This is a genomic window from Nonomuraea helvata, assembly GCF_039535785.1.
GTDB lineage: Bacteria > Actinomycetota > Actinomycetes > Streptosporangiales > Streptosporangiaceae > Nonomuraea > Nonomuraea helvata.
In genome coordinates this window covers 1623949-1643584 of the sequence record NZ_BAAAXV010000001.1, presented here as the reverse complement: position 1 = coordinate 1643584, position 19636 = coordinate 1623949, and the positions used below count along the sequence as shown (strand labels likewise).

20 protein-coding genes are annotated in these 19636 nt (G+C 69.8%); 10 read left to right on the top strand and 10 right to left on the bottom strand.

Annotation, left to right across the window (positions count from 1 at the left end):
• Window positions 1-139 precede the first annotated feature (139 nt).
• Window positions 140-1783 (bottom strand): phospholipase A2, encoded by a 1644-nt coding sequence (locus ABD830_RS07580; protein WP_344985735.1) that lies wholly within the window; start codon window positions 1781-1783, stop codon window positions 140-142.
• A 531-nt stretch (window positions 1784-2314) separates the two neighbouring features.
• Between ABD830_RS07580 and ABD830_RS07575 the strand changes: the two genes are divergently transcribed.
• Window positions 2315-2647, top strand: a complete 333-nt coding sequence (locus ABD830_RS07575; protein ID WP_344985734.1) for a YnfA family protein — start codon at window positions 2315-2317, stop codon at window positions 2645-2647.
• A gap of 27 nt (window positions 2648-2674) precedes the next feature.
• On the opposite strand, the gene ABD830_RS07570 is transcribed toward ABD830_RS07575, so the two are convergent.
• Entirely contained in the window at window positions 2675-3910 is a 1236-nt protein-coding gene (locus tag ABD830_RS07570) for a serine hydrolase domain-containing protein (protein WP_344985733.1), read from the bottom strand.
• A gap of 201 nt (window positions 3911-4111) precedes the next feature.
• Between ABD830_RS07570 and ABD830_RS07565 the strand changes: the two genes are divergently transcribed.
• On the top strand, window positions 4112-4933 hold the full coding sequence (locus tag ABD830_RS07565; protein WP_344985732.1) for an SAM-dependent methyltransferase: 822 nt from the start codon (window positions 4112-4114) through the stop codon (window positions 4931-4933).
• A gap of 47 nt (window positions 4934-4980) precedes the next feature.
• Here ABD830_RS07565 and ABD830_RS07560 read toward each other — a convergent pair whose 3' ends face one another.
• Genes ABD830_RS07560 through ABD830_RS07550 form a run of 3 tightly spaced genes read right to left on the bottom strand, consistent with a single transcriptional unit; the run spans window position 4981 to window position 6974 of the window.
• Window positions 4981-5658 (bottom strand): hypothetical protein, encoded by a 678-nt coding sequence (locus tag ABD830_RS07560; protein WP_344985731.1) that lies wholly within the window; start codon window positions 5656-5658, stop codon window positions 4981-4983.
• A 9-nt stretch (window positions 5659-5667) separates the two neighbouring features.
• The gene (locus tag ABD830_RS07555; RefSeq protein WP_344985729.1) at window positions 5668-6663 is read right to left on the bottom strand and encodes a WXG100-like domain-containing protein; all 996 of its coding nucleotides are present in this window, start codon (window positions 6661-6663) and stop codon (window positions 5668-5670) included.
• Window positions 6660-6974: a hypothetical protein gene (locus tag ABD830_RS07550; RefSeq protein WP_344985728.1), complete on the bottom strand. Its 315-nt coding sequence runs from the start codon at window positions 6972-6974 to the stop codon at window positions 6660-6662. The genes ABD830_RS07555 and ABD830_RS07550 overlap by 4 nt, the downstream gene beginning before the upstream one ends.
• A 138-nt stretch (window positions 6975-7112) precedes the next feature.
• On the opposite strand from ABD830_RS07550, the gene ABD830_RS07545 reads away from it, so the two are divergent.
• Together ABD830_RS07545 and ABD830_RS07540 are read left to right on the top strand one after the other, a co-directional pair.
• Window positions 7113-7499, top strand: coding sequence for a YbaB/EbfC family nucleoid-associated protein (locus tag ABD830_RS07545; RefSeq protein ID WP_344985727.1), 387 nt, complete (start codon window positions 7113-7115; stop codon window positions 7497-7499).
• A 13-nt stretch (window positions 7500-7512) separates the two neighbouring features.
• Window positions 7513-7893 (top strand): YbaB/EbfC family nucleoid-associated protein, encoded by a 381-nt coding sequence (locus ABD830_RS07540; RefSeq protein WP_344985726.1) that lies wholly within the window; start codon window positions 7513-7515, stop codon window positions 7891-7893.
• A 149-nt stretch (window positions 7894-8042) separates the two neighbouring features.
• Here ABD830_RS07540 and ABD830_RS07535 read toward each other — a convergent pair whose 3' ends face one another.
• On the bottom strand, window positions 8043-9125 hold the full coding sequence (locus tag ABD830_RS07535) for a LacI family DNA-binding transcriptional regulator (RefSeq protein ID WP_344985725.1): 1083 nt from the start codon (window positions 9123-9125) through the stop codon (window positions 8043-8045).
• A 180-nt stretch (window positions 9126-9305) separates the two neighbouring features.
• On the opposite strand from ABD830_RS07535, the gene ABD830_RS07530 reads away from it, so the two are divergent.
• The 5 genes from ABD830_RS07530 to ABD830_RS07510 are packed head-to-tail and all read left to right on the top strand — an operon-like array spanning window position 9306 to window position 13982.
• Window positions 9306-10160: an ABC transporter substrate-binding protein gene (locus ABD830_RS07530; RefSeq protein WP_344985724.1), complete on the top strand. Its 855-nt coding sequence runs from the start codon at window positions 9306-9308 to the stop codon at window positions 10158-10160.
• Between the two features lie 33 nt (window positions 10161-10193).
• The gene (locus ABD830_RS07525; RefSeq protein ID WP_344985722.1) at window positions 10194-11015 is read left to right on the top strand and encodes an amino acid ABC transporter permease; all 822 of its coding nucleotides are present in this window, start codon (window positions 10194-10196) and stop codon (window positions 11013-11015) included.
• Window positions 11012-11773, top strand: coding sequence for an amino acid ABC transporter ATP-binding protein (locus tag ABD830_RS07520; protein WP_344985721.1), 762 nt, complete (start codon window positions 11012-11014; stop codon window positions 11771-11773). Before ABD830_RS07525 ends, ABD830_RS07520 begins: the two co-directional genes overlap by 4 nt.
• Entirely contained in the window at window positions 11770-12831 is a 1062-nt protein-coding gene (locus tag ABD830_RS07515; RefSeq protein ID WP_344985719.1) for a Gfo/Idh/MocA family protein, read from the top strand. The genes ABD830_RS07520 and ABD830_RS07515 overlap by 4 nt, the downstream gene beginning before the upstream one ends.
• A 32-nt stretch (window positions 12832-12863) precedes the next feature.
• On the top strand, window positions 12864-13982 hold the full coding sequence (locus ABD830_RS07510; RefSeq protein ID WP_344985717.1) for an NAD(P)/FAD-dependent oxidoreductase: 1119 nt from the start codon (window positions 12864-12866) through the stop codon (window positions 13980-13982).
• Window positions 13983-14046: 64 nt separating this feature from the next.
• Here ABD830_RS07510 and ABD830_RS07505 read toward each other — a convergent pair whose 3' ends face one another.
• Window positions 14047-14925, bottom strand: a complete 879-nt coding sequence (locus ABD830_RS07505) for a DUF8094 domain-containing protein (protein WP_344985716.1) — start codon at window positions 14923-14925, stop codon at window positions 14047-14049.
• 140 nt (window positions 14926-15065) lie between these two features.
• Window positions 15066-16646 (bottom strand): ADP-ribosyltransferase domain-containing protein, encoded by a 1581-nt coding sequence (locus ABD830_RS07500; protein ID WP_344985715.1) that lies wholly within the window; start codon window positions 16644-16646, stop codon window positions 15066-15068.
• 153 nt (window positions 16647-16799) lie between these two features.
• Between ABD830_RS07500 and ABD830_RS07495 the strand changes: the two genes are divergently transcribed.
• On the top strand, window positions 16800-17465 hold the full coding sequence (locus tag ABD830_RS07495) for a macro domain-containing protein (RefSeq protein WP_344985714.1): 666 nt from the start codon (window positions 16800-16802) through the stop codon (window positions 17463-17465).
• Between the two features lie 46 nt (window positions 17466-17511).
• Here the strand turns inward: ABD830_RS07495 and ABD830_RS07490 are convergent, their stop codons facing one another.
• Both ABD830_RS07490 and ABD830_RS07485 read right to left on the bottom strand, forming a co-directional pair.
• Window positions 17512-18585 carry an adenosine deaminase family protein gene (locus ABD830_RS07490; RefSeq protein ID WP_344985713.1) on the bottom strand — a complete coding sequence of 358 codons (1074 nt, stop codon included), beginning with the start codon at window positions 18583-18585 and terminating at the stop codon, window positions 17512-17514.
• Window positions 18582-19628, bottom strand: a complete 1047-nt coding sequence (locus ABD830_RS07485) for an ABC transporter substrate-binding protein (RefSeq protein WP_344985712.1) — start codon at window positions 19626-19628, stop codon at window positions 18582-18584. Before ABD830_RS07485 ends, ABD830_RS07490 begins: the two co-directional genes overlap by 4 nt.
• Window positions 19629-19636 lie beyond the last annotated feature (8 nt).

The following is a 19636-nucleotide window of genomic DNA, read 5'->3' as shown; positions in this document are numbered from 1 at the left end:
ACCGCGCCTTACATAAAGGAGGTGCAGGGAAACGACGCCGGCATGAGGGGTGGCCGGACGGCGGCCGATGCCGCCATCCGGCCCGAGGAAAGTTCCCCGAGAAAAGGTCACAGCGCAGGTTTACGTTCTGCTCGCGCCGTTATCCGGGCATACCGAAGGTCAGGACGGCCGCGTAATAGACGGCCGCGATCCTCTTGCAGCTGGGCCGCACCAGGAAGAAGTAGCCCCCGCACACCTTGTCCTTCAACGTGATGTAGAAGCGGGTGTCCACGTCGGCCTTGCGCCACCACGTGCGGTCGAGGTAGTACCTGTAGTGCTTCTTCTGGTTGGTCATCAGGCCGTACCCGTAGTCGTGGGAGTCACAGGCCGGTCGGAAGTCGAACCCGAGAGGGCGGTCCACTCCCGGCTTCGTGCAGTGGTCGTACGTGATGCCCCTGACGTTGAAGCCGCTGGCGGTCCGCTTCCAGCCAGGCTGCCGCCATTTGCCGCCGTGGTATGCCCAGGCCGAGCAGCCCGACTTCGTGTACCACATCCAGGTCTTGGCCGTGTCACACTTCTTCGGGTAGGACTGCGGGGCGTCCACGCCGTCCGGCAGGAAGTCGCTGGCCGGCGGCTCGGTGGCGTTGGGGTCCTCACTTCCGGCCGCGCCCTCGGTCGCCCCGCCGTTGGCCGGCATGTCGGTGCCGACGGCGGCCACCTGGGGAGCGGCGACGCCCGCCGGGAAGGTGAGCTGCCATGCGCCGTTGCCGGCTGAGTCGATCGATGACAGGCGTCCCACCGAGTCGTAGGCGTAGGTCCCCTGGGTGGCGCCGACGCTGGGGTCGGTCACGGTGCGCAGGAGGCCGTTCGGGTCGTAGGCGTAGCTGGCCTCGGTCTGCGGCGCATCCGTTCCGTAGGCGACGGTGACTTCCTTGAGCCGGCCCGCGTAGTCGCCGAAGGTGGTGCCGGAGGCCGTGGTGGTCGCGGCGTAGGTGAACTTGGTGAGGGACCCGGGGTTCTCGCCGCGCGCCGGTTCCTTGACGGTGCTGACCCGGCCCTGGGCGTCGTAGGCGACCGTGGACTTGCCGAGGGCGGTGGTGCCCAGGCTGACCACCCGCCAGGGGTCGGCGCTCGGCGCGCCGGACTGGCGTGACCAGGTGTAGGTGAACTGGAGGTCGGCGTCGCTGACGGGGGTGCCGTCGGGGTTGGTCAAGGGCTCCTTGCCCGGGTCCAGGGAACCCAGATTTGTCGCGAACGTCTCGGTCGTCGTGGTGCGCATCGCTCCGACGACCGCGTCCCACTTGGTGGTCTGGGTGATCTTGGATCCGTCGGCGGCCTCGTACGTCTGGACGCCGCCGCCGTCGGGGTAGGAGATGCTGCTCTTCAGGGGGTAGCTGGTCGACGTCCCTTCCTCGAGCTCCGTGACGACGAACGTGCCGTTCTGGTTCTCCAGTTTCCGGTTGATCTGCCCACCGGCGAACTCGGCCTGCCAGCCCGGCCCGAAGACCCCCAGTTCGGGGCGGGTGGCCGGGGCCGACTGCGGCCGGGCCAGGTCGCCGGTGGTCAGAGCCACACCATGCTTGCGGCTGACCGCGCCGGCGGACACGTCCAGTTCGGTGAGCTGGAAGGTTTTGGTGTCGGCGGAGTACTGGCCGGGGCCGATCTCCTGAACGTCCGCCAGCGGCGGATCCGCGAGTGTGGTGGCGGACGTGGCCGTGGAGGTGGCGGTCGCGGTGGCGGCTTCCGTGGCGAGGAAGGGGAAGAGCATCGCCGTGAGGGCGATGGGAAGCGCTAATCGGCGCAAGTGGTGCCTCCAGGAAAAACGGGAAGTGATTTGATCACCTGGAGAGTAAGTGATGGTTAACTGCGCGACAAGAGCTGGACATTTCCCTGGAACGGTGTTCAAATCGCCGATGAAGCTATATCTCGAGCTGTGTGTTATTCGCGTGTTCGCGCAGGTCGTAAGGGTTTGTGGTGAACTTATGGAGAATTTATGGCGATTATATGGAGCCGTCGAGAATAATGGCTCGGCTGCGTAGGCGTACAGGCTGTTTGCGAAAGTCCTGGGGGCGTCCGCGTCGGGGTGTTAATGGGGGTTGCATCCTGTACCCGGGTACAGGGTTACCGTCGAGCCATGGGCGACGTCCGTACGGGGACGGCCTCGGCTCGAGGAGAGACCATGGAATGGGTGCCGGCTGAATGCACTCTGCCGACCGCGGAACGGCCGCTGCGTGTGGCGGAGTTCGAGTCCGTCCTGCCCCTTGCCGTTCTCCGATCAGGCGGGGGCGGCCCGCCTGCCGACGTCGGCCGAAGGCGGTCCTCTACAGTCGCAACCGTGACTGTCGCGCGTTCCCTCCTGCTGTTCGTGGTCGCCGCGCTCGCCGAGATCGGCGGGGCCTGGCTGGTCTGGCAAGGGGTGAGAGAGCAGCGTGGGTTGCTGTGGGTCGGGGCCGGTGTGATCGCTCTGGGCCTGTACGGGTTCGTCGCCACGTTCCAGTCGGATCCCCACTTCGGCCGCATCCTCGCCGCCTACGGAGGCGTGTTCGTCGCGGGGTCGCTGATCTGGGGGGTGGTGGTGGACAGGTTCCAGCCCGACCGGTGGGACGTCATCGGATCGGTCATCTGCATCATCGGCGTCCTGGTCATCATGTACGCCCCGCGGGGGTGACCACAGTCGGGAGCACCCCCGGCGGAATCATCCCGTGAAGGCGGCCAGTGCGATGCGCAGGGTTCGCTGGTTCTGGCCGGAGGCCTTGGCGTCGGTGGAGTTGACCGAGTAGACGAGGGTCCGGCTCAGGTCACGGGTCGCGCCGACACCGGCGGCGTAGCCGTAGCGGGCGCCGGTCTTGCCGTAGGCCACGATGCCGCCCGGCAGCACCATTTTCGCCATGCCCGAGGTGTAGACGGCCGGCTGGTTGCCGCACTTGTCGTACATCATCACCTCCGGGACCGTGAACATCGGCTCCAGCTGCGCGGGCGGCACGACCTTCCCCGAGAACAGCGCCTTGAGGAACTTCTCCAGGTCCACAACGGTGGAGATGAGGTCGCCGGAGGCCCAGGTGGAGGTGACGCTGGTCTCGGTCATGTCGACCACCTGGCCCGCACCGTAGGGGATGGCGTCGTCGAAGCCCGCGGGCACGGACTGGTAGCCCTTGTGGTGCGGGCCGCGGATGCGGGAAGAGGTGCCGGGCAGATAGCTGTCACGCATGCCGACCGGGCGCAGGATCCTGGAGGTGACCTCGTGCTCGTACGAGCGTCCGGTGACCTTCTCGATCAGCAGGCCGGCCACGAAGGTGTTGGTGTTGAGGTAGTGCTGCCGGGTGCCGGGCGTGAACTCGATCGGGTTGCGTACGGCCAGCGCGACGTACTCCTTCGGCGTCCACGTCTTGAACCGGGTCCGGTACACCCAGTCGAACGTGTCCGGCAGGTCGGGCGACGGCAGGCCGCTGGTGTGGTTGAGCAGCTGGCCGACGCGGACGTCGGGGTAGGAGTCGGGCAGCAGGCCGGGCAGGTAGTCCTGGACCGTCCCGTCGAGCGAGATCTTGCCCTCGGCCACGAGCTGCAGCACCACCGCGGTGGTGAACGTCTTGGTCACGCTGCCCGCCCGGAAACGTACGTGCTGCGACGCCTTGCGCTGGGTGGCGAGATCCGCCACGCCGGTCACGCCCGTCCACGCGCCCTTGGTGCCGCCCACCCGGACGATCGCGGCGGTGGCGTCGGCCGCGGGCAGGCCCGCGATGGACTGCCGCAGCGCGGCGGCGTTGACGGGCGGGACGGCCGCGTCCGGATCGGGCTGGACGACGGCCGGTGGCGGGCAGGCGCTCGGCGAGGATGCGGGGGTCGGCGTGGAGGCCGGGGTCGGCGTGGCCGCGTAGGCGGGCCCCGCCGCGACGAGGGTGGCCAGGGCGAGGCAGGCGACTGACAGCTTCATCGGAGTATCTCCAGGTGAGGGGATTGCTGGTGCGGTGCGCCCATCCTGTCGATCAACGATGCCGCCGCGGATCGCCGGTGCTACCTATTTCCGCACTCCCTCTTGCGAGGGAGTCGTGTGCATACCGGGCACCTCACTGATTCCGATCACAGATCTGGTGATTCCCCATAAGATGCGATCAAAGGTGAGGAAGGGTGCAGCGTGACCGAGCGTGAACGGCTTCCGGGGAAGATCGATCCGACCGTCCCCACCGTCGCCCGCATGTACGACTATTTCCTGGGCGGGAAGGACAACTTCCCCGCTGACCGCGAGGCCGCCGAGAGGATCCTCGCGCTGAGCAGCCAGCGCGGCGCGAACGTACGGGAGATGGCCCGGGCGAACCGCGGCTTCCTGGTCCGCGCCGTGGAGGCGATGGCCAGGGCCGGCGTGCGGCAGTTCCTCGACATCGGCACCGGCCTGCCCACTCAGGACAACGTGCACCAGGTCGCGCACCGGATCATCCCCGACGCCAAGGTCGTCTACTCGGACAACGACCCGATCGTGCTGGTCCACGCCCGTGCGCTGCTGGCCGACAACCCCGACACGGTGATCATCGACGGCGACGCGCACGACCCCAAGGCGCTCCTGGCCGCCGCCGCTCACCACCTCGACTTCAGCCGGCCCGTGGCGGTCCTGGCCGTCGCGCTCTTCCACTTCTTCGAAGACGACGGCGAGGTGGCCGGCATCATCCGGGCCCTGCGCGAGCCGCTGTCGCCGGGGAGCCACCTGATCATCTCGCACGCGTACGTGGAGAAGGGCCAGAGCGCCCCCGACCTGCGGAGCGAGACCCAGGACGTCTACCGGCGCACCACCTCAGGCGTGCTCCACCTGCGGGACCACGACGTGGTGAGCACCTATTTCGAAGGTCTGGAGCTGCTCGAACCCGGCCTGGTCCCGGTGCAGGACTGGCGCAACGACGACCCGTTCATCCCTCCTGGGCTGGAGAAGGGCGGCATCCTGGGCGGTGTCGGCCGCGTTCCTTAACACGGGTTCCTCAGTACAGCCAGGGGCCCCGCTCAGCCTTGGGCACGCTACCCCGTCAGCTCCTCCAGCCGCTGCCGGGCGAACGAGCTGATCTCCTCGTCATCGGCGGTGGCCGCATGCTGCAGGAGGTTCGGGTCGTCCTCGTCGGACAGGTGCGCGGCGGCCGCCGCGGCGAACAGCCGGGCGAGCGGGTCAGGCCCCTCGAGCCGGGCGACGACGTCCCGTGGATCGGGCTCCTCCTCCTCGTCCAGGCGGATCAACCACTCGGCCAGCTCCTTGACCTGACCGGGCTCCAGCGCAGCCGCCCCGGCCGCGAGCTGGTCGTCCGTGGCCTCGGCCAGGAACTCGAGCACCTTCCAGCGGACGGCGCTCTCGAAATCCCGGCTCAGGTTCATGACCTGGGCGATGACGGACCCGTGGCGGGCGTCGGCGCACAACAGCACGACCTCGATCGCGAAGTACCGAACGCGGCGGAGCGGGTGCGCGAGCAGGGCCGGGATCTCGTCCATCATCGGAGCGGCGCGCTCTCCCAGCTCAGACAGCAGCCAGATGCCCGCCCCCACGGCCGCGTCGTCGCCGCTGTGCAGGAGCCGGCCGAGGTTCTCGACGGGGTATCCCGCGTACAGCTCGCTCAGCAGGTCGTTGGCCGCCGGGCCCACGACGTCGTCGTCGGCCGAATGCGTGCGGATGCGCTCAATCAGGTCATCGCCTGCTTGCGTCTGCATCTCCTACCGTCACCCCCATCTCCTCTGGATGTCCTCTCGGATCTTCCTGAGGGCCTCCTTCTCCATGTTGATCCGGGTCCTGTGCCCGGCCTCCTCGCCGAGCGCCCTCTGCTCCGTCTCTCTTCTGCTGATGCTCGCCAGCAGTTCCCGCTGGACCCGCTCCGCCTCCTCTTTCGTCATGCCCCTGGTGCTGGCGGGAAGTGCGCCGTGGATCTTCCCTGACGAATCCCGGCGGAACAGGTTCCTGATGCCACCACCGCCGCCGCCTCTGCCCCGGGCGCCGCCGCTTCGGCCGCCGCCGCTTCGGCCGCCACGGCCGCCGCTGCCTCTTCGAGCATTGTTGTTGTTGCGGCCCATGGTCGCCATGTAGTCGCGCGCGTGGCGGGGGCCGGTCATCGCCCTCGGACCCACGCTGCGGCCCCCGGCGCCGGCCAGCGCCGGAGTGCCGCCCGGGCGGCCCAGCCCACGTAGGTCGCCGAAAATGCGGTGCCAGGTCGCCGTGGCCTTGGAGCGGAGCCCCGGCGCCAGGACCTTGGCGGTGCCCTCGCCGGCCTCGCGCAGGCCCTTCCCGGCGGCGTTGCGGGCGAGAAGCATGCGCGCGTACGCGGCAGTAGCGCCGGCCGCGCCCCCGAATGCCACCAGCTGAGCGACATTGACCAGCGTGCTGGCGGCCTGGGTGCCCACGACCAGCTTCACCGCGGTCACCACGTTCGCCGTGCCGTCCAGGACCACGGGCACCACTCTCGCCGCGGCGGCCGCCTGGGAGAGATGGCCGCCGCTGCCTCCGGTGGCGTTCCAGCGGCCGGCCATGGCCGTCGCGGACTCGCCGCGGTAGTCGGCCTGCGTTCTGCGGACCGACGTGTCGGCCTCCACGCCCGAGCGGTCGGTGCCGGCCGTCACGGTACGCCAGGCGGTGGCGTCCTTCCTGATCTCGTCCTCGTCGATGTTCGGCCAGAGGATGCCGAGCATCTGCACGAACCCCGCCACCTCCGGCGGAAGGATCACGCCCACGTGCTGTTTCCGAGGTTGTGGACGTTCGCGTCCTCGGCGGCCTGAGTGTTCCTGCCGACGGCGTCCAGCCCTTCGCCGGTGCCGGTGATCTCCGACGACACCCCGGTGAGCGCGGCGAGTCCCATCTGGGTGCACTCGGCGTACGCGGCGGTGATCACGCCGAACAGGCCGTCGTCGCCCCACGCCGCGGCGCCGTTCGCGCGTTCCCTGAGCCGCTGGATCGCGGCGTCGTAGTCCTCTCCGAGGGTCCTGATCTCCGAGGCGTTCCGTCCCACCGCCCCCAGGGCGATCTCAAGTCCCGTCATGCCCCAGGACCATATCGTTACATACCGCCTAATAGGCAAGATTTCCCGTTCATGAGATCCACATCTCGATGTCAAGATCAAGACAGGATGTGTCTAAACTGGTCGGCCAGCACGCCATCTGACCGCCGGAGTCCTGACATGCCGACACCCGCGCCGGAAAACGACGCCGAATACCTGGCCGCCTACCTCGACCAGAGCCGGCAGATCATGCGCGACCTGCGGGCCGCCAGGGCAGCGATCCAGCAGGTGGAGGGCGGGGCCGGGAGCGACGACGGCCTGGTCGAGGCCGCCGCCGACGGCCAGGGCGGCCTGACCCGCCTCCGCATCGACCCGCGGGCCATGCGGCTGAGCGAGCGGGAGCTCGGCAGGAAGGTCACGGCCGTGCTCCAGGAGGCCCAGGCGAACGCCGAACGGCAGGCCCTGGAGATCGCGGACAAGGTCAAGGGCAGGACCCTGCCGGAGCCGCTCGACGAGACCTTCGTACGCCAGCGGGTCGAGCAGGCGGCCCGCGATCTCTATATCTGAGGGGGAGGCAAGCGTGTTCGGCCCGCTGATCGATCCGGGCAACATCAGGGACGAGGACCTGGACGAGGCCGGCCGCCAGGGCGAGCGCATGCTGGCCTGGCTGGAGACGGCCCAGGAAGAGCTCAACAAGATCGTCGGCACGGGAGCGGGGCCGGGCGGCAACGTCAAGGCGAGCGTGGACCCGAACGGCCGCGTGCTCGACGTCTCCTACAGCGCCCGCGCCATGAAGCTGAACAGCCACGAGCTGGCGGAGGAGACGCTGGCCGCGGTCCGCGAGGCCGCCGCCGACGCCCAACGCCAGACTCACGACCTCATGCGCGCGGCCCTCCCCGGTTACGACCCGGTCGAGGCGACCGCCCGTCTCGAACGCCTGCTCGACGGCGACCCGCACTGACGGCAACGAGGACGGCGACCGGGGTCACGGCGGCGACCCGCACTGACGGCAATGAGGACGGCGACCGGGGTCACGGCGGCGACTCGCACTGACCGGTGAGGTCACTCCACCGCGGCATGCCGACCTGGGACCCGCCGGCGCAGAGACGCTCAGGGGCGCGTCGGCGATCCGCCGCCCACCGGCCCGATCGAGCCGCGCCGGATCAGGGTGGCGGGGAGAGGCACCAGGGGCGGGGAGTTGGTGGCGCCGGCGATCAGCGCGGCGAGCCGGGCTCCGGCCGCGTACCCAATGTCGTACGTCGGCTGCGCCACCACCGTGATCGGTGGCGTGACCAGCCGCGCCCATGGCTGGTCGTCGTACATCAGGACCGAGACGTCGTCGGGTATCCGCAGGCCCTCCTCCTGCAACGCCCCGACGACGACCAGCCCGATCAGGCTGTCGGAGGCGATCAGGGCCGTCGCCGGGCTCGGGTCGCGGACGAGATCGACCACGGCCTTCCTGATCGCCGCCTCGTCGTGCCGGCAGGACCGCAGCAGGTCGGAATCCCAGGTCAGGCCGTGCTCGGTGAATCCGCCGACCAGGCCGGCGACGCGGGCGGCCACCGGGGACGGCAGCGGGTGGGGCCCGTCCGTGCGGACGTCGCTGCCGTCGGCGGTGGTGATGTAGCCGATCCGGCGATGCCCCAGGGCCAGCAGATGGTCGGCCGCCTCGCGTGCCGCGGGCTCGATCTCGGCCCGGGCGGCGTCGACGCCGAGTCCGGGGACGGTGCGGTCGAGCAGCACGAGCGGGCGCCCGGCGTCGACCACGGCCTGCAGATGGGCCGAATCGCTCGTCGAGGCCGGAGCGACGATCAGCCCGTCGACCCGCTTGTCCATCAGCATGTCCACCGCGGCGCGCTCGGCCAGCACGCGTTCGCTGGTGTTCGCGAGCACCACGGTGAAGCCGGAACGCTCGACCGCGTCGGAGATGCCCCGCGTCGCCAGCGAGAAGTAGGGGTTCTCGATGTCGCCGACGACCACGCCGACGCTGTGCGAGCGACCGGTGTTCAGGGTGCGGGCCGGCTGGTTGGGGCGGTAGTTCAACCGGGCCGCGGCGGCCAGCACCCGTTCGCGTACGGCGTCGCTCACGGCGCCGTACGCTCCGAGCGCGCGAGCCGCCTGGGCCTTGGAGACACCGGCCTCGCGGGCGACGTCGGCGACGGTGATCTCGCGGTGATTGCCTGCCTTCGCCATGAATCCTGCCTTGCTCGGGTCGCCTCAGCGCCGGCGACGGCGGACGGATGTCCGGGGCCTCGACGCTTGACGTGCGCGGGAGGCGTCTCCTAGTCTTCGGGAAATCCCACTGAGACCGGTCTCAATCAGCATACACGGGTGAGACCGGTCTCACTGAATCCCCACCCTTGGGCGGTCCCCGTGTCTCCAACCCCTCGCAAATCCGTACTGGTGGCGCTGCTGGCGCTCATTTCCGTGCTTGGCCTTGCCGCGTGCGGCGGCGGCAGTACCGAGAACAGCGCCGACAACCCCTACGGGCTGATCAAGCCCGGGCAGCTGCGGGTCGCCAGCCTCGGCGACGCCAAGCCCTACACCTTCACCGATGCCAACGGCCAGTTCAGCGGCTTCGACGTCGAGCTCTTCCGCGACGTCGCCAAGCGGATGGGCATCACCGACGTCGTGTACACCGGCCAGGACTTCTCGGCCATCCTGCCGGCGGTGGCCAACGGCCAGTTCGACGCGGGCGTCGCCGCCATCGGCATCACCGACGCGCGCAAGAAGACGGTCGACTTCAGCACCGGCTACCTGGCCGGCTACCTCACCGTGATCACGAAGAAGGACTCCGGCATCACCTCCGCCGACGGGCTCGCCGGCAAGCGGCTGGGCGTGGTCCAGGGCACGTTGCAGGAGGCGTACGCGGTCAAGAACTTCACGAAGGCCGACCTGGTCCGCTTCCCGGACAACAACGCGGCCATCTCCGCGCTCAACCGCGGATCGGTCGACGCCCACTTCCTCGACTACGAGGCCGCGAAGTCCTACATCGCGCAGTTCGGCCTGGTCAGCGCCGCCGACATCCCCTCCTTCGACGCTCCGGCCGGGTTCGCGATCAAGCAGGGCAACTTCGCACTGAAGGCGGCGCTGGACAAGGCGCTGATCGCGGCGATGGAGGACGGCACCTGGAAGCGGCTGTACGAGAAGTGGTTCCCCGGCTCGCCGATGCCGAAGCAGTACCTGCCCGGCGGTGACCACACCGGCGCGCCGGCCGCCGCCAAATGATCGGGCCGCCCGAACACGCAGAAAGGAGCTGACGTGGACTGGCTGGACGACCTGATCCGCACGTTCTTCGACTTCTCGGCGATGGCCGAGGTCCTGCCGCAGATGCTGGCGGTCGGCCTGGCCAACACGCTGATCATCTCGGTCGCGGCCACGGTGATCGGCCTGGTGCTCGGCATGCTCGTCGCGGTCGCGGGCATCTCGACGGCGCCGTGGCTGCGGATCCCGGCCCGGGTCTACACCGACCTCTTCCGCGGGGTGCCGGCGATCCTGACCATCCTGCTCATCGGCCAGGGGTTCGCCAGGCTGAGCCAGTCGGTCTTCGGCCCTTCGCCCTACCCGTTGGGGATCATCGCGCTGAGCCTGATCGCCAGTGCGTACATCGGCGAGATCTTCCGGGCCGGCATCCAGAGCGTCGACAAGGGCCAGCTCGAGGCCTGCCGGGCGCTGGGGATGAACTACGCCAGGGCCATGCGTCTGGTGGTCGTGCCGCAGGGCGTGCGACGGGTGCTGCCGGCCCTGGTCAACCAGTTCATCGCGATCGTCAAGGACTCGAGCCTGGTCTACTTCCTCGGCCTGCTGGCCAGCGAACGGGAGCTGTTCCGGGTCGGACAGGACGCCGCGATCCTGTCGGGCAACCTGTCCCCGCTGCTCCTGGCCGGGGTGTTCTACCTGGTCATCACGGTGCCGCTGACCCACCTGGTGAACTACTTCGATCAACGGTTCCGCACCGGCCGGCGCAAGGCCGGGCCGGTGAGCGGCCTCAAGGAGCTCGACGAGCTCGACAGCGGCAGCCCTCTCGCCGCAGGAAGCGCGACAGGAAGCGCCACAGGGAGCGCCACAGGGAGCAAGGCATGAACCACGCTGATTCCTCGGAGGCATCGACCTTTCACGGCTCCAGCTTGGAGCTGGTGGACCTGTCGATGGCGTACGGCAGCTTCGACGTGGTCCGCAACGTCAGCTTCGAGGTCCGGCCGGGCAGCACCACCTGCGTCATCGGCCCCTCGGGGTCGGGCAAGTCGACTCTGCTGCGCGGCATCAACCGGCTGCACGAGCCCAAGAGCGGCGAGGTGCTGCTGGCCGGCGAGAAGGCCTCGAGCATGGTGCCGGAGCAGTTGCGGCAGCGGATCGGGCTGGTGTTCCAGCACTTCAACCTGTTCCCCGACCACACCGCCCTGGACAACGTGGCCCTGGCGCTGTGGAAGGTCAAGGGCATGCCCCGCGCCGCGGCGCGGGAGCGGGCCGGTCGGGCGCTGGCCGAGGTGGGGCTCGCGGAGCGGGCCGACCACCGGCCCCGCGACCTCTCCGGAGGTCAGCAGCAGCGCGTGGCGATCGCCCGGGCGCTGGCCATGGAGCCGGAGGTCATGCTGTTCGACGAGGCCACAAGCGCGTTGGACCCTGAGCTGGTCAAGGGGGTGCTCGGCCTGATGGCGGGTCTGGGCGGGCGGGGCATGACCATGGTCGTGGTCACCCATGAGATGGGCTTCGCCCGCCGGGCGGCCGACCAGGTGGTCTTCATGGATGAGGGCGAGGTGGTCGAGCGGGGCAGCCCGGACGAGCTGTTCGACCGTCCCCAGAGTCCTCGGTTGCAGCGGTTTCTTTCGGAGGTGTTGTGAGCAGGCAGGACGGCGGCCGGCCGATCCGGACGGGGATCATCGGCTTCGGCACCGGCGGGCGGGTGTTCCACGGCCCGCTCCTGGCGGCGAATCCCGGGTTCGAGGTGTCGGCGGTGGTCACGGCCGACCCGGATCGCCGGGCGCAGGCGGCGAAGGACCATCCGGGGGCCGCCGTGCTGCGGACCGCCGACGAGCTGTTCGCCGAGTCCGGCCGGCTCGATCTGGTCGTGGTCACCACACCGCCCGACTCGCACTACGACCTGGCACTGGCCGCACTCGCCCGCGGGCTGGCCGTGGTGGTGGACAAGCCCTTCACAGTACGGGCCGAGCAGGGACGAGAGCTGATCGCCGAAGCCGAGCGGCGGGGGGTGCTCCTTACGGTGTTCCACAACCGTCGCTACGACGGCGACTTCCGTACGGTACGCCGGCTTGCCGCGGACGGGGCGTTCGGCGAGATCCGTACCTTCGAGTCGCGTTTCGAATGGTGGAAGCCGGACGAGCCCAAGGCGTGGAAGGCCCAGGCCCTGCCGGCGGCTGGCGGCGGGATGCTGTTCGACCTCGGGCCGCACCTGCTCGACCAGGCGTTGCAGCTGTTCGGGCCGGTCGGCTCCGTGCACGCCGAGCTCACCCGCTACCGGCCCGGCCCGGGTGGCGACGATGAGGCGTTCGTGTCCCTGGTGCACGAGAGCGGGGTACGCACCCACCTCGCGATGAGCTCACTGGCCCCTCTCGAGCGGCCCCGGTTCACCATCGCCGGATCGGCGGCGGGCTTCGTCAAATGGGGACTCGACTGCCAGGAGCAGCAGCTGGCCTCCGGCCTCGGTCCCGGCGACGCGTCGTACGGCCGGGAGCCCGAGGAGCGCTGGGGACGGCTGGGCGGACGGGACGGACAGTCTCCCGTGCCGACCGAGCCGGGCGGCTACCCGTCCTTCTACGACGAGCTGGCCGTCGCCCTGACCGGGGGCGGCCCACCCCCGCTCGCCGCCGGTGACGCGCTGGCGGTCATCGAGCTGATCGAGCAGATCTACACCACCACCGACATCCGCCGGGGTCGCTGACCTCCCGTTCGGTGACCCACGAAAGGACCTTCATGAGCAGCACCCCACCCCGGACCGTCGTCGTCGGCGGCGGCATCATCGGGGTCTCCACCGCCCGCCACCTCGCCCTGGGCGGTGCCGACGTCACATTGATCACCGAAGGGGAGCTGACCAGCAACGCCTCCGGCCGTTCGCTGTCGTGGCTCAACTCCGCGGGCATGCGCAGCGAGGAGTACCACCGGTTGCGGATGGCCGGAATCGACCGCTACCGGACCCTGGCGGCCCGGCACCCGGGCCTCAGCTGGCTGCGCTTCGACGGCGGCCTGACCTGGGAGGCGCCGGAGAACGCCGACGACCTGCACCGCGTCCACGAGTACGAGCTGGCGCACGGCTACGACAGCCACCTGATCGACCGGAGCCGGGTGGCCGACTACACCCCCGGCATCGACCCGGCGGCCGTCTCACCGGACGGTGCCATCTGGAATCCGGGCGAAGGCTGGGTGGACCTGCCCAACCTCGCCCAGCACCTGATCAAGGAGTTCGCCGAGCACGGCGGCCGCCTGGTGACCAACGCCGGACCGGCCCGGATCGAGACCGCGGGCGGGTCGGTGTCCGGGGTCCGCACCGCCGACGGCGAGTCGCACGCCGCCGACACGGTGGTGCTGGCCACCGGCCCGGCGGTGCCGGCGATGGCCGCCGAGCTCGGCGTCGCCATCCCGGACCAGACGCCGATCTCGCTGCTGGTGACGACCAAGCCGGTCGACACGCCGCTGCGCGCGGTCCTCAACACACCCCGGGCCGCGGTCCGCCCGGCCCCGCACGGAGCCCTCGCGGTCGACTCGGACTGGACCACCGCCGGCATCCGCCCGACCGCCGACGGCGGCTTCGAGATCGCCGAGGAGATCGTGGCGGAGCTGCTGGCGGAGGCTTCCCGGCTGCTGGCCGGCAACCCGCGGCTGGAGCCGGAGCGCTTGGCGATGGGGCCCAAGCCGATCCCCGGCGACGGCGATCCGGTGCTCGGCCGGGTCGACGAGATCGACGGCCTCTGGGCCGCCTTCACCCACAGCGGCGCCACGCTCGCGCTGATCGCGGGTGAGCTGCTGGCGTACGAGATCGGCACGGGCCGGGCGCACCCCATGCTGGCCCCGTTCAACGCGCGCCGGTTCCGGTAGGCCCGCGCCCGCTCAACCGATCACGGGCGGACGAGAGTGCCGTCCGTGATCGGGACACCACGTGCTAAGAGAACCAGTTGGCGCCGAGCTCCTGGATGGTCCTGCTGCCTTTGGGCACCAGCAGCGCCTCGCTCAGCACCTGGTTGACGCTCTTGGCGTCATTGACCATGGCGAACAGGAAGAAAGAGCCGCCATCCGCCGTACGGAACCCGAAGACCGAACCGTGGCCGGCGAACGCGACGTACAGCCCCTTCTGCACCGCGCGGAACGCCTTGCGGCTGTAGCTGTTCCTGGCCAGGCGGTAGCCGGAGGCGCCTTCCTTCTTCTTGCCGTTCCAGAAGTTCAGGTACTCCTCGGCCACGTCGCGCGCCACGGCGTCGTCCATGTCGGTGACGTAGCCGTCGGCGTCGAGCAGGGGCTCGGGCATGCGCTGCCCCCAGTGCACCGGGGTCGCGACGGCCAGCTTGACGGACTGCCCGGGGGAGCGGAAGAACGCGAGCACGTGCGGACGGGCATGGCCCTTGGTGTCCGCGTAGGTCACCTGCGCGATGAACCAGTCACCGATCGACGGCTGCCGCTCCGGCCTGGGCAGGTAGACCGTCGGGGCGCCGGTCAGGTTGATCGGCTTGTGCCCCGGCTTCCACCCGAAGGTCTCATGGTTGCGTTCGAGCACGCCCTCGTGCAGCGCCCCCTCGACGAACAGCGCTTCGAGCCGGGCGTTCTGCCGCCACCACTTGCGCTTCTTGAGCGTCGCGTTGTACCTGCCCACCCACTCCCGCACGGCCTGGCTCGCCTGGGGGGCGGTCAGCGCCGCCTTGGTGGCGGAGGGAGTGGGGGCGGCGCTCGTGGGAGACGCGGAAGGGGTGGGCGTGGGCGCGCCGGCGGGCCGGGGGACCAGCCGCTGAACCGCACCACAGCCGGACAGGCTCAAGACAAGAGCCATGATCAGCAGCCTTCCGCGCACCGGCACCGACCCCCCAAGACCAGGCAAAGACATGGCCGAAAAGAACATATCGGACACCCGAGCCGGGCTGCGCAGGTGGACTTACACCTGCGCGAGCCATCGTGCGCCGGCTGAGCCGCTCACGCCACCAGCGGCTGCTCGGCCAGTTCGGTCAGCTGTACGGTGCACAGCCCGCCGCGCTCGGTCTTCACGCCGGTCACCTCGAACTGCGTGCCGGGCGCGAGGATGAACTCCTCCTCGCCGGTGAACGCGGAGAAGCTCCGGATCCCGACCGCCCGTACGGGGTGCACCTCGAACAGCGTCCGCTTGCCACGCCGCCCGAGGAACGCCTCGGCCACGCTCAGCTTCGAGGTGCACGAGGAGACGCCCCACCACGTCACCGTCCGGCCGAGCGGGTACTGCGCCCGCAGGTCCAGCGAGACCCCGCGCCACAGCGGCTCCTTGCGGGCCGGCAACTGCGAGACGGCCGAGAACAGCAGGCGAAGGTACGGGAGGTACGGGACGATCCGGCTGCGGTCGGGATTGCGCAGGGTCGCGTTGATCTGCCGGTAGAACGACGACTCGCAGGTGTAGAGGTGGAGCGCCGCGATCTCGTCGACGGACAGGTTCGCGCCCGCCAGGTTCTCACCGAACCGGCACGACTGCTCCACGTGCCAGTCGAGACCGGACAGCAGCTTGGCCACCGGGGCGACCGCCTCGCGGAAGTCCATGAGCGGCGTGTCGAAGACCCCGGTGATCGCCGGCAGCACCAGGCCTTCGTCCTTGACGCTGGCGAGGCGTTCGAGGTAGAGCTTGTGCAGCTCCATCGTGGAGTTGATGAACGCCCCCATGCGGTCGGCGTCGGCCCCGCCCGCCTGGTTCCAGCCCTTGCTGGGCAGCCAGTCGATCTCATCGGCGCCCAGTGCCCTGAGTGCCGCGTTCACCAGGGCGAAGTGGTCGCCGTCGCAGAAGATGTCGCCCTGCGCCGCGGGGTTGGGGTGGTCGATGTGCCTGACCTCCACCCCCGGGTACTTCTTCTGCAGCCGGAGCACGACCTCCTTCAGGTTCCGCGCGTGCGCCCCCCACCAGGCGAACACCACGCCGCGATCCTCCTCGTCGGCGTCCTGCTTGGCCTTCAGGATCTCCTCGACGAGCCGCTCGACGACCGGCCGCCAGAACGCGGTGTGCCGGTCGGTGCCCATCGAGCGGTCGCCGCTGGCGGTGAGCGCCGCGTTCAGGAGCAGCACGCCCTGCGTGAGCATCGCCTGGAACCACTCGGGCGGCTGTACGGTGTCGTGCTCCTTCAGCAGCGCGCGGATGTCGGCGATCGGCGTCTTCTTGGGGATGCCGTGCTTCCACATCGCCGCCGCCTTGATGATGCAGCGGATGCTCACGACCTTGCCGAACGTGCTGTCCGCCCAGTCGTGGAAGGTGTTGTCGAACATCGCGATGCCGGTGGCGCTCTCGACCCGCGGGTACGGGTTCTGGCCGAACACCACGACCTTCCACTTGTGCGGCGGGTTCGGCTTGAGCGCCTGGAAGGTCAGCTCCCGTACGGGCACGACGTCCGGCCCCCGGCCCGGGCCGATGAACGTGGCCGCGCCAGGCTGGGCCTCGATGACCGGCTTCAGCAGCGGCAGCCACGGCTCGCCGCCGCCCGCGAAGAGCTCGGCCAGGGCAAGCGGGTCGTTGGGGTCGGGCGGGGTGGGGGTGTTGCTCATCGCGGGCTCCCGGTTCGGCGAGGGGTGATCGAGGAGGCATTGTGCCGTGAGAAGGCCAGCGATGCGATCTCTTGCCGGGATTGGCGGGAATGTCGGTGAGGCCCGCTATCTTCGTGAGCCTAGAAGATCACCTTTCCAGTCCCGGAGTGGCCCGTGACCGTCAAGCAAGCGCTCAAAGTCGTCCTGGTGGATGTCAACGCCAAGGTGGTGGAGTCCTGGCTGGCGGCGTTCGCCGACACGCCCGAGGTGGAGATCCACAAGGGGTCGATCCTCGGCCGGCACGTCGACGCCTGGGTCAGCCCCACCAACGCCCGCGGCCGGATGGACGGCGGCGTCGACGCGGTGATCAAGCGGCACCTCGGCGCGGGCATCCAGCTGAAGGTCCAGCGGGCGATCCGCGACCGGTTCGACGGGTCGCTCCCGGTGGGCAGCGCCGTGTGCGTGCCGTCCGGGGCCACCAATCCGAAGTTCCTGATCTCGACGCCGACGATGGTGCAGTCGGCGCAGGACGTGAGCGAGACGCTGAACGTCGCTCTGGCCTGCGCCGCCGCGTTCCAGGCCATCCACATGCAGAACGAGAAGGCGCCGGGCAGCATCGAGTCGGTGGCACTGGTCGGCATGGGCGCGGCGACGGGGCAGGTGCCGCCACGCGTGTGCGCCAACCTGATGTGGACGGGCTACACGCTCTTCCACGACTACGCCTTCCGCGACTACGGCGACCTGCGGCAGACCATTCTCCAGCAGCTCGACGACCTCGACAGCAGGCCCGAGACCGAGCGGGTCCGGATCCAGCCACCCGCCGACCGCACCCGAGGCTGAGCCGACCCGGCGCGGAACGCCTCGGCCACCAGACCGGCCGGGGCGATCACTTCATGCTTGCGAGCTCTGCCTCGAAGCGCTCGCGCAGGGCGTCCTTCTCGGGCTCCGGCAGCCAGCACGCCTCCACCCCGGCCAGCGCCATCGCACGCAACCGCTCGTCCGGCACGGCGAGCTGGTCGGAGAGGATCCGGTACTCGTTCGCCAGCGACGTCGGGAACATCCCGGGGTCGTCCGAAGCGGGGATGACGTTGAGCCCGGCCTCGAGCATCGCCGCGATCGACGCCCGCCGCCACGGCCGCCACGAGCGCCGCGAGGTGGTCGAGATGACGGTGAACGGGATCTGCTCGTCCCTGACCCTCGCCACCACCTCGTCGTCCTCGAGGACGAAGTAGCCGTGGTCGATCCGGTCGCACCCGAGCACGTCGAGGCAGGTGATCGTGTTCGCGGCGACGGGCGCGTGCTCGGAGGAGTGAGCGGTACGGCGGAGCCCGGCCTCACCGGCGAGCCGGAAGGCGGCCTCGAACCGCTCGGGCGGCCCGGCGGTCTCCAGGTTGTCCAGCCCGATCCCCGCCACGTAGTCGTGCGGGTGGTCCACCACCGTGCGCACCCAGGCGAGCGCCTCCTCGCCGGACCCGCTCCGGTCGATGGCCGCGATGAGCCTGCCCGACATGCCGAAGTCGCGTTCCGCCATCCGGATGCCCTCGGCGTACGCCTCGATCACCGTGGCGTAGCCGAGCTTCTCCTGATGTTCGGTCAGCGTGTCGAAGGAGAGCTCGAGATGCCTGGTCGCGCTGGTCCGGTGGGCGGCCTCGAACGCCTCGTAGGTGATCCTGGTGAGGTCGTCGGTCTCGCGCAGCACCTGGAGAACCCACGAGGAGACCTGGAACAGGGAGTAGGAGACCTCGGGCTCGTCCGCGCTCCTGCCCTGCGGAACCGGGACCCGGGTGTTCAGGTAGAGGGCCGGGTCCGGCGGGAGCGAGTTCACGTCCGCGTAGATCCGCTCGGGCGTGTCGGGCAGGTCGAGCCCCTCCCGCCTGGCCAGCTCGGCGAAGGTCGAGGCGCGCACGGTGCCGATGAGGTGGCAGTGCAGATCGACCTTGGGCATCAGGTCCAGGTTCACTTGCCGGCCACCTCGCGGGTGAAGCGGTCGACCCAGGTGGCGCGGGTGTCGACGAGCTGCGCCGGGTCGAGGGTCTTGAACCCGGCGGCCACCGGGTCCTTCGCCGCCTCGCCCGTCACCTTGGCGATGTCGGCCGGGATCTCGGCCTTCGGGTTCGTGGGCAGGTCACCGACGGCCTTCGCCATGGCGCTCTGCGCCTCGGTGGACAGCATGTAGTCGATGAGCTTCGCCGCCCCCTGCTGGTTGCGCGCGCCCTTGGGGATCATCGCCCGGTTGGTGGCCATGTAGCGGCCCTTGGCGGGAGCCGTCCAGGCGATCGGCTCGCCCGAGGTGACGAGCTTGGTGGCGAAGCCGCTCAGCGCGTCGGCGGCGACGATCTCGCCTTGGGTCAGCAGGTTCGTGACCTCGGTCGAGGAGGTGTAGAACTGCAGGACGTTCGGCGCCCAGCCGGCCAGGGTCTTGAACGAGGTGTCGATGTCGTAGGGGCCCTTGCCGTACGACTCACCCACCCCCGAGACCATGAGTTGTCCGGCAGTCACCGAAATATCGGGAAGTGCGACCTTCTTCTCGTTCGCTGGGTCCGCGAACAGCGCCCAGTCGGCGGCCTGCTTCTGGCTGAGCTTGCCGGTGTTGTAGATGATCCCGTTGAGCTGGTGCGTGTAGGCCGGCCCGTCGTAGGCGCCCTCGGTCGCGAACGGCGCGAGCTGCTTCATGTTGGGCACGTCGACCTTCTGGAAGAGGCCGTCCTTCTGCCCGAGCGCGGCGAAGTAGTCGGAGATCAGCACCACGTCCGCCTCCGGCTCGCCCTTGGCGAGCTTCAGCTTCGACAGCCGGTCGGAGTTGGAGCCGGTGTCCAGCTCGACCTTGATCCCCGTCTGCTTGGTGAACGGAGCGACGACCGCCTGCTCGAACTCCTTCACCCCGAAGGGGAAGGTGCTGACGACGATGGTGTTCTGGTCGGCCTGCTTCTCACCGGAGCCGGAGCATCCGGCTGCGGCGAGCACGGTCAGAGCAGCGGCCAGTACGGCGCGGCGCGTGGGCATGGGTCGTT

Bases quoted from the DNA above. Each gene is read 5' to 3' on its own strand.
- ABD830_RS07535 (WP_344985725.1), bottom strand. From the start codon at position 9,125: ATGGCGAAGGCAGGCAATCACCGCGAGATCACCGTCGCCGACGTCGCC.
- ABD830_RS07560 (WP_344985731.1), bottom strand. From the start codon at position 5,658: ATGCAGACGCAAGCAGGCGATGACCTGATTGAGCGCATCCGCACGCAT.
- ABD830_RS07505 (WP_344985716.1), bottom strand. From the start codon at position 14,925: ATGGCTCTTGTCTTGAGCCTGTCCGGCTGTGGTGCGGTTCAGCGGCTG.
- ABD830_RS07550 (WP_344985728.1), bottom strand. From the start codon at position 6,974: ATGACGGGACTTGAGATCGCCCTGGGGGCGGTGGGACGGAACGCCTCG.
- ABD830_RS07520 (WP_344985721.1), top strand. From the start codon at position 11,012: ATGAACCACGCTGATTCCTCGGAGGCATCGACCTTTCACGGCTCCAGC.
- ABD830_RS07570 (WP_344985733.1), bottom strand. From the start codon at position 3,910: ATGAAGCTGTCAGTCGCCTGCCTCGCCCTGGCCACCCTCGTCGCGGCG.
- ABD830_RS07500 (WP_344985715.1), bottom strand. From the start codon at position 16,646: ATGAGCAACACCCCCACCCCGCCCGACCCCAACGACCCGCTTGCCCTG.
- ABD830_RS07545 (WP_344985727.1), top strand. From the start codon at position 7,113: ATGCCGACACCCGCGCCGGAAAACGACGCCGAATACCTGGCCGCCTAC.
- ABD830_RS07485 (WP_344985712.1), bottom strand. From the start codon at position 19,628: ATGCCCACGCGCCGCGCCGTACTGGCCGCTGCTCTGACCGTGCTCGCC.
- ABD830_RS07510 (WP_344985717.1), top strand. From the start codon at position 12,864: ATGAGCAGCACCCCACCCCGGACCGTCGTCGTCGGCGGCGGCATCATC.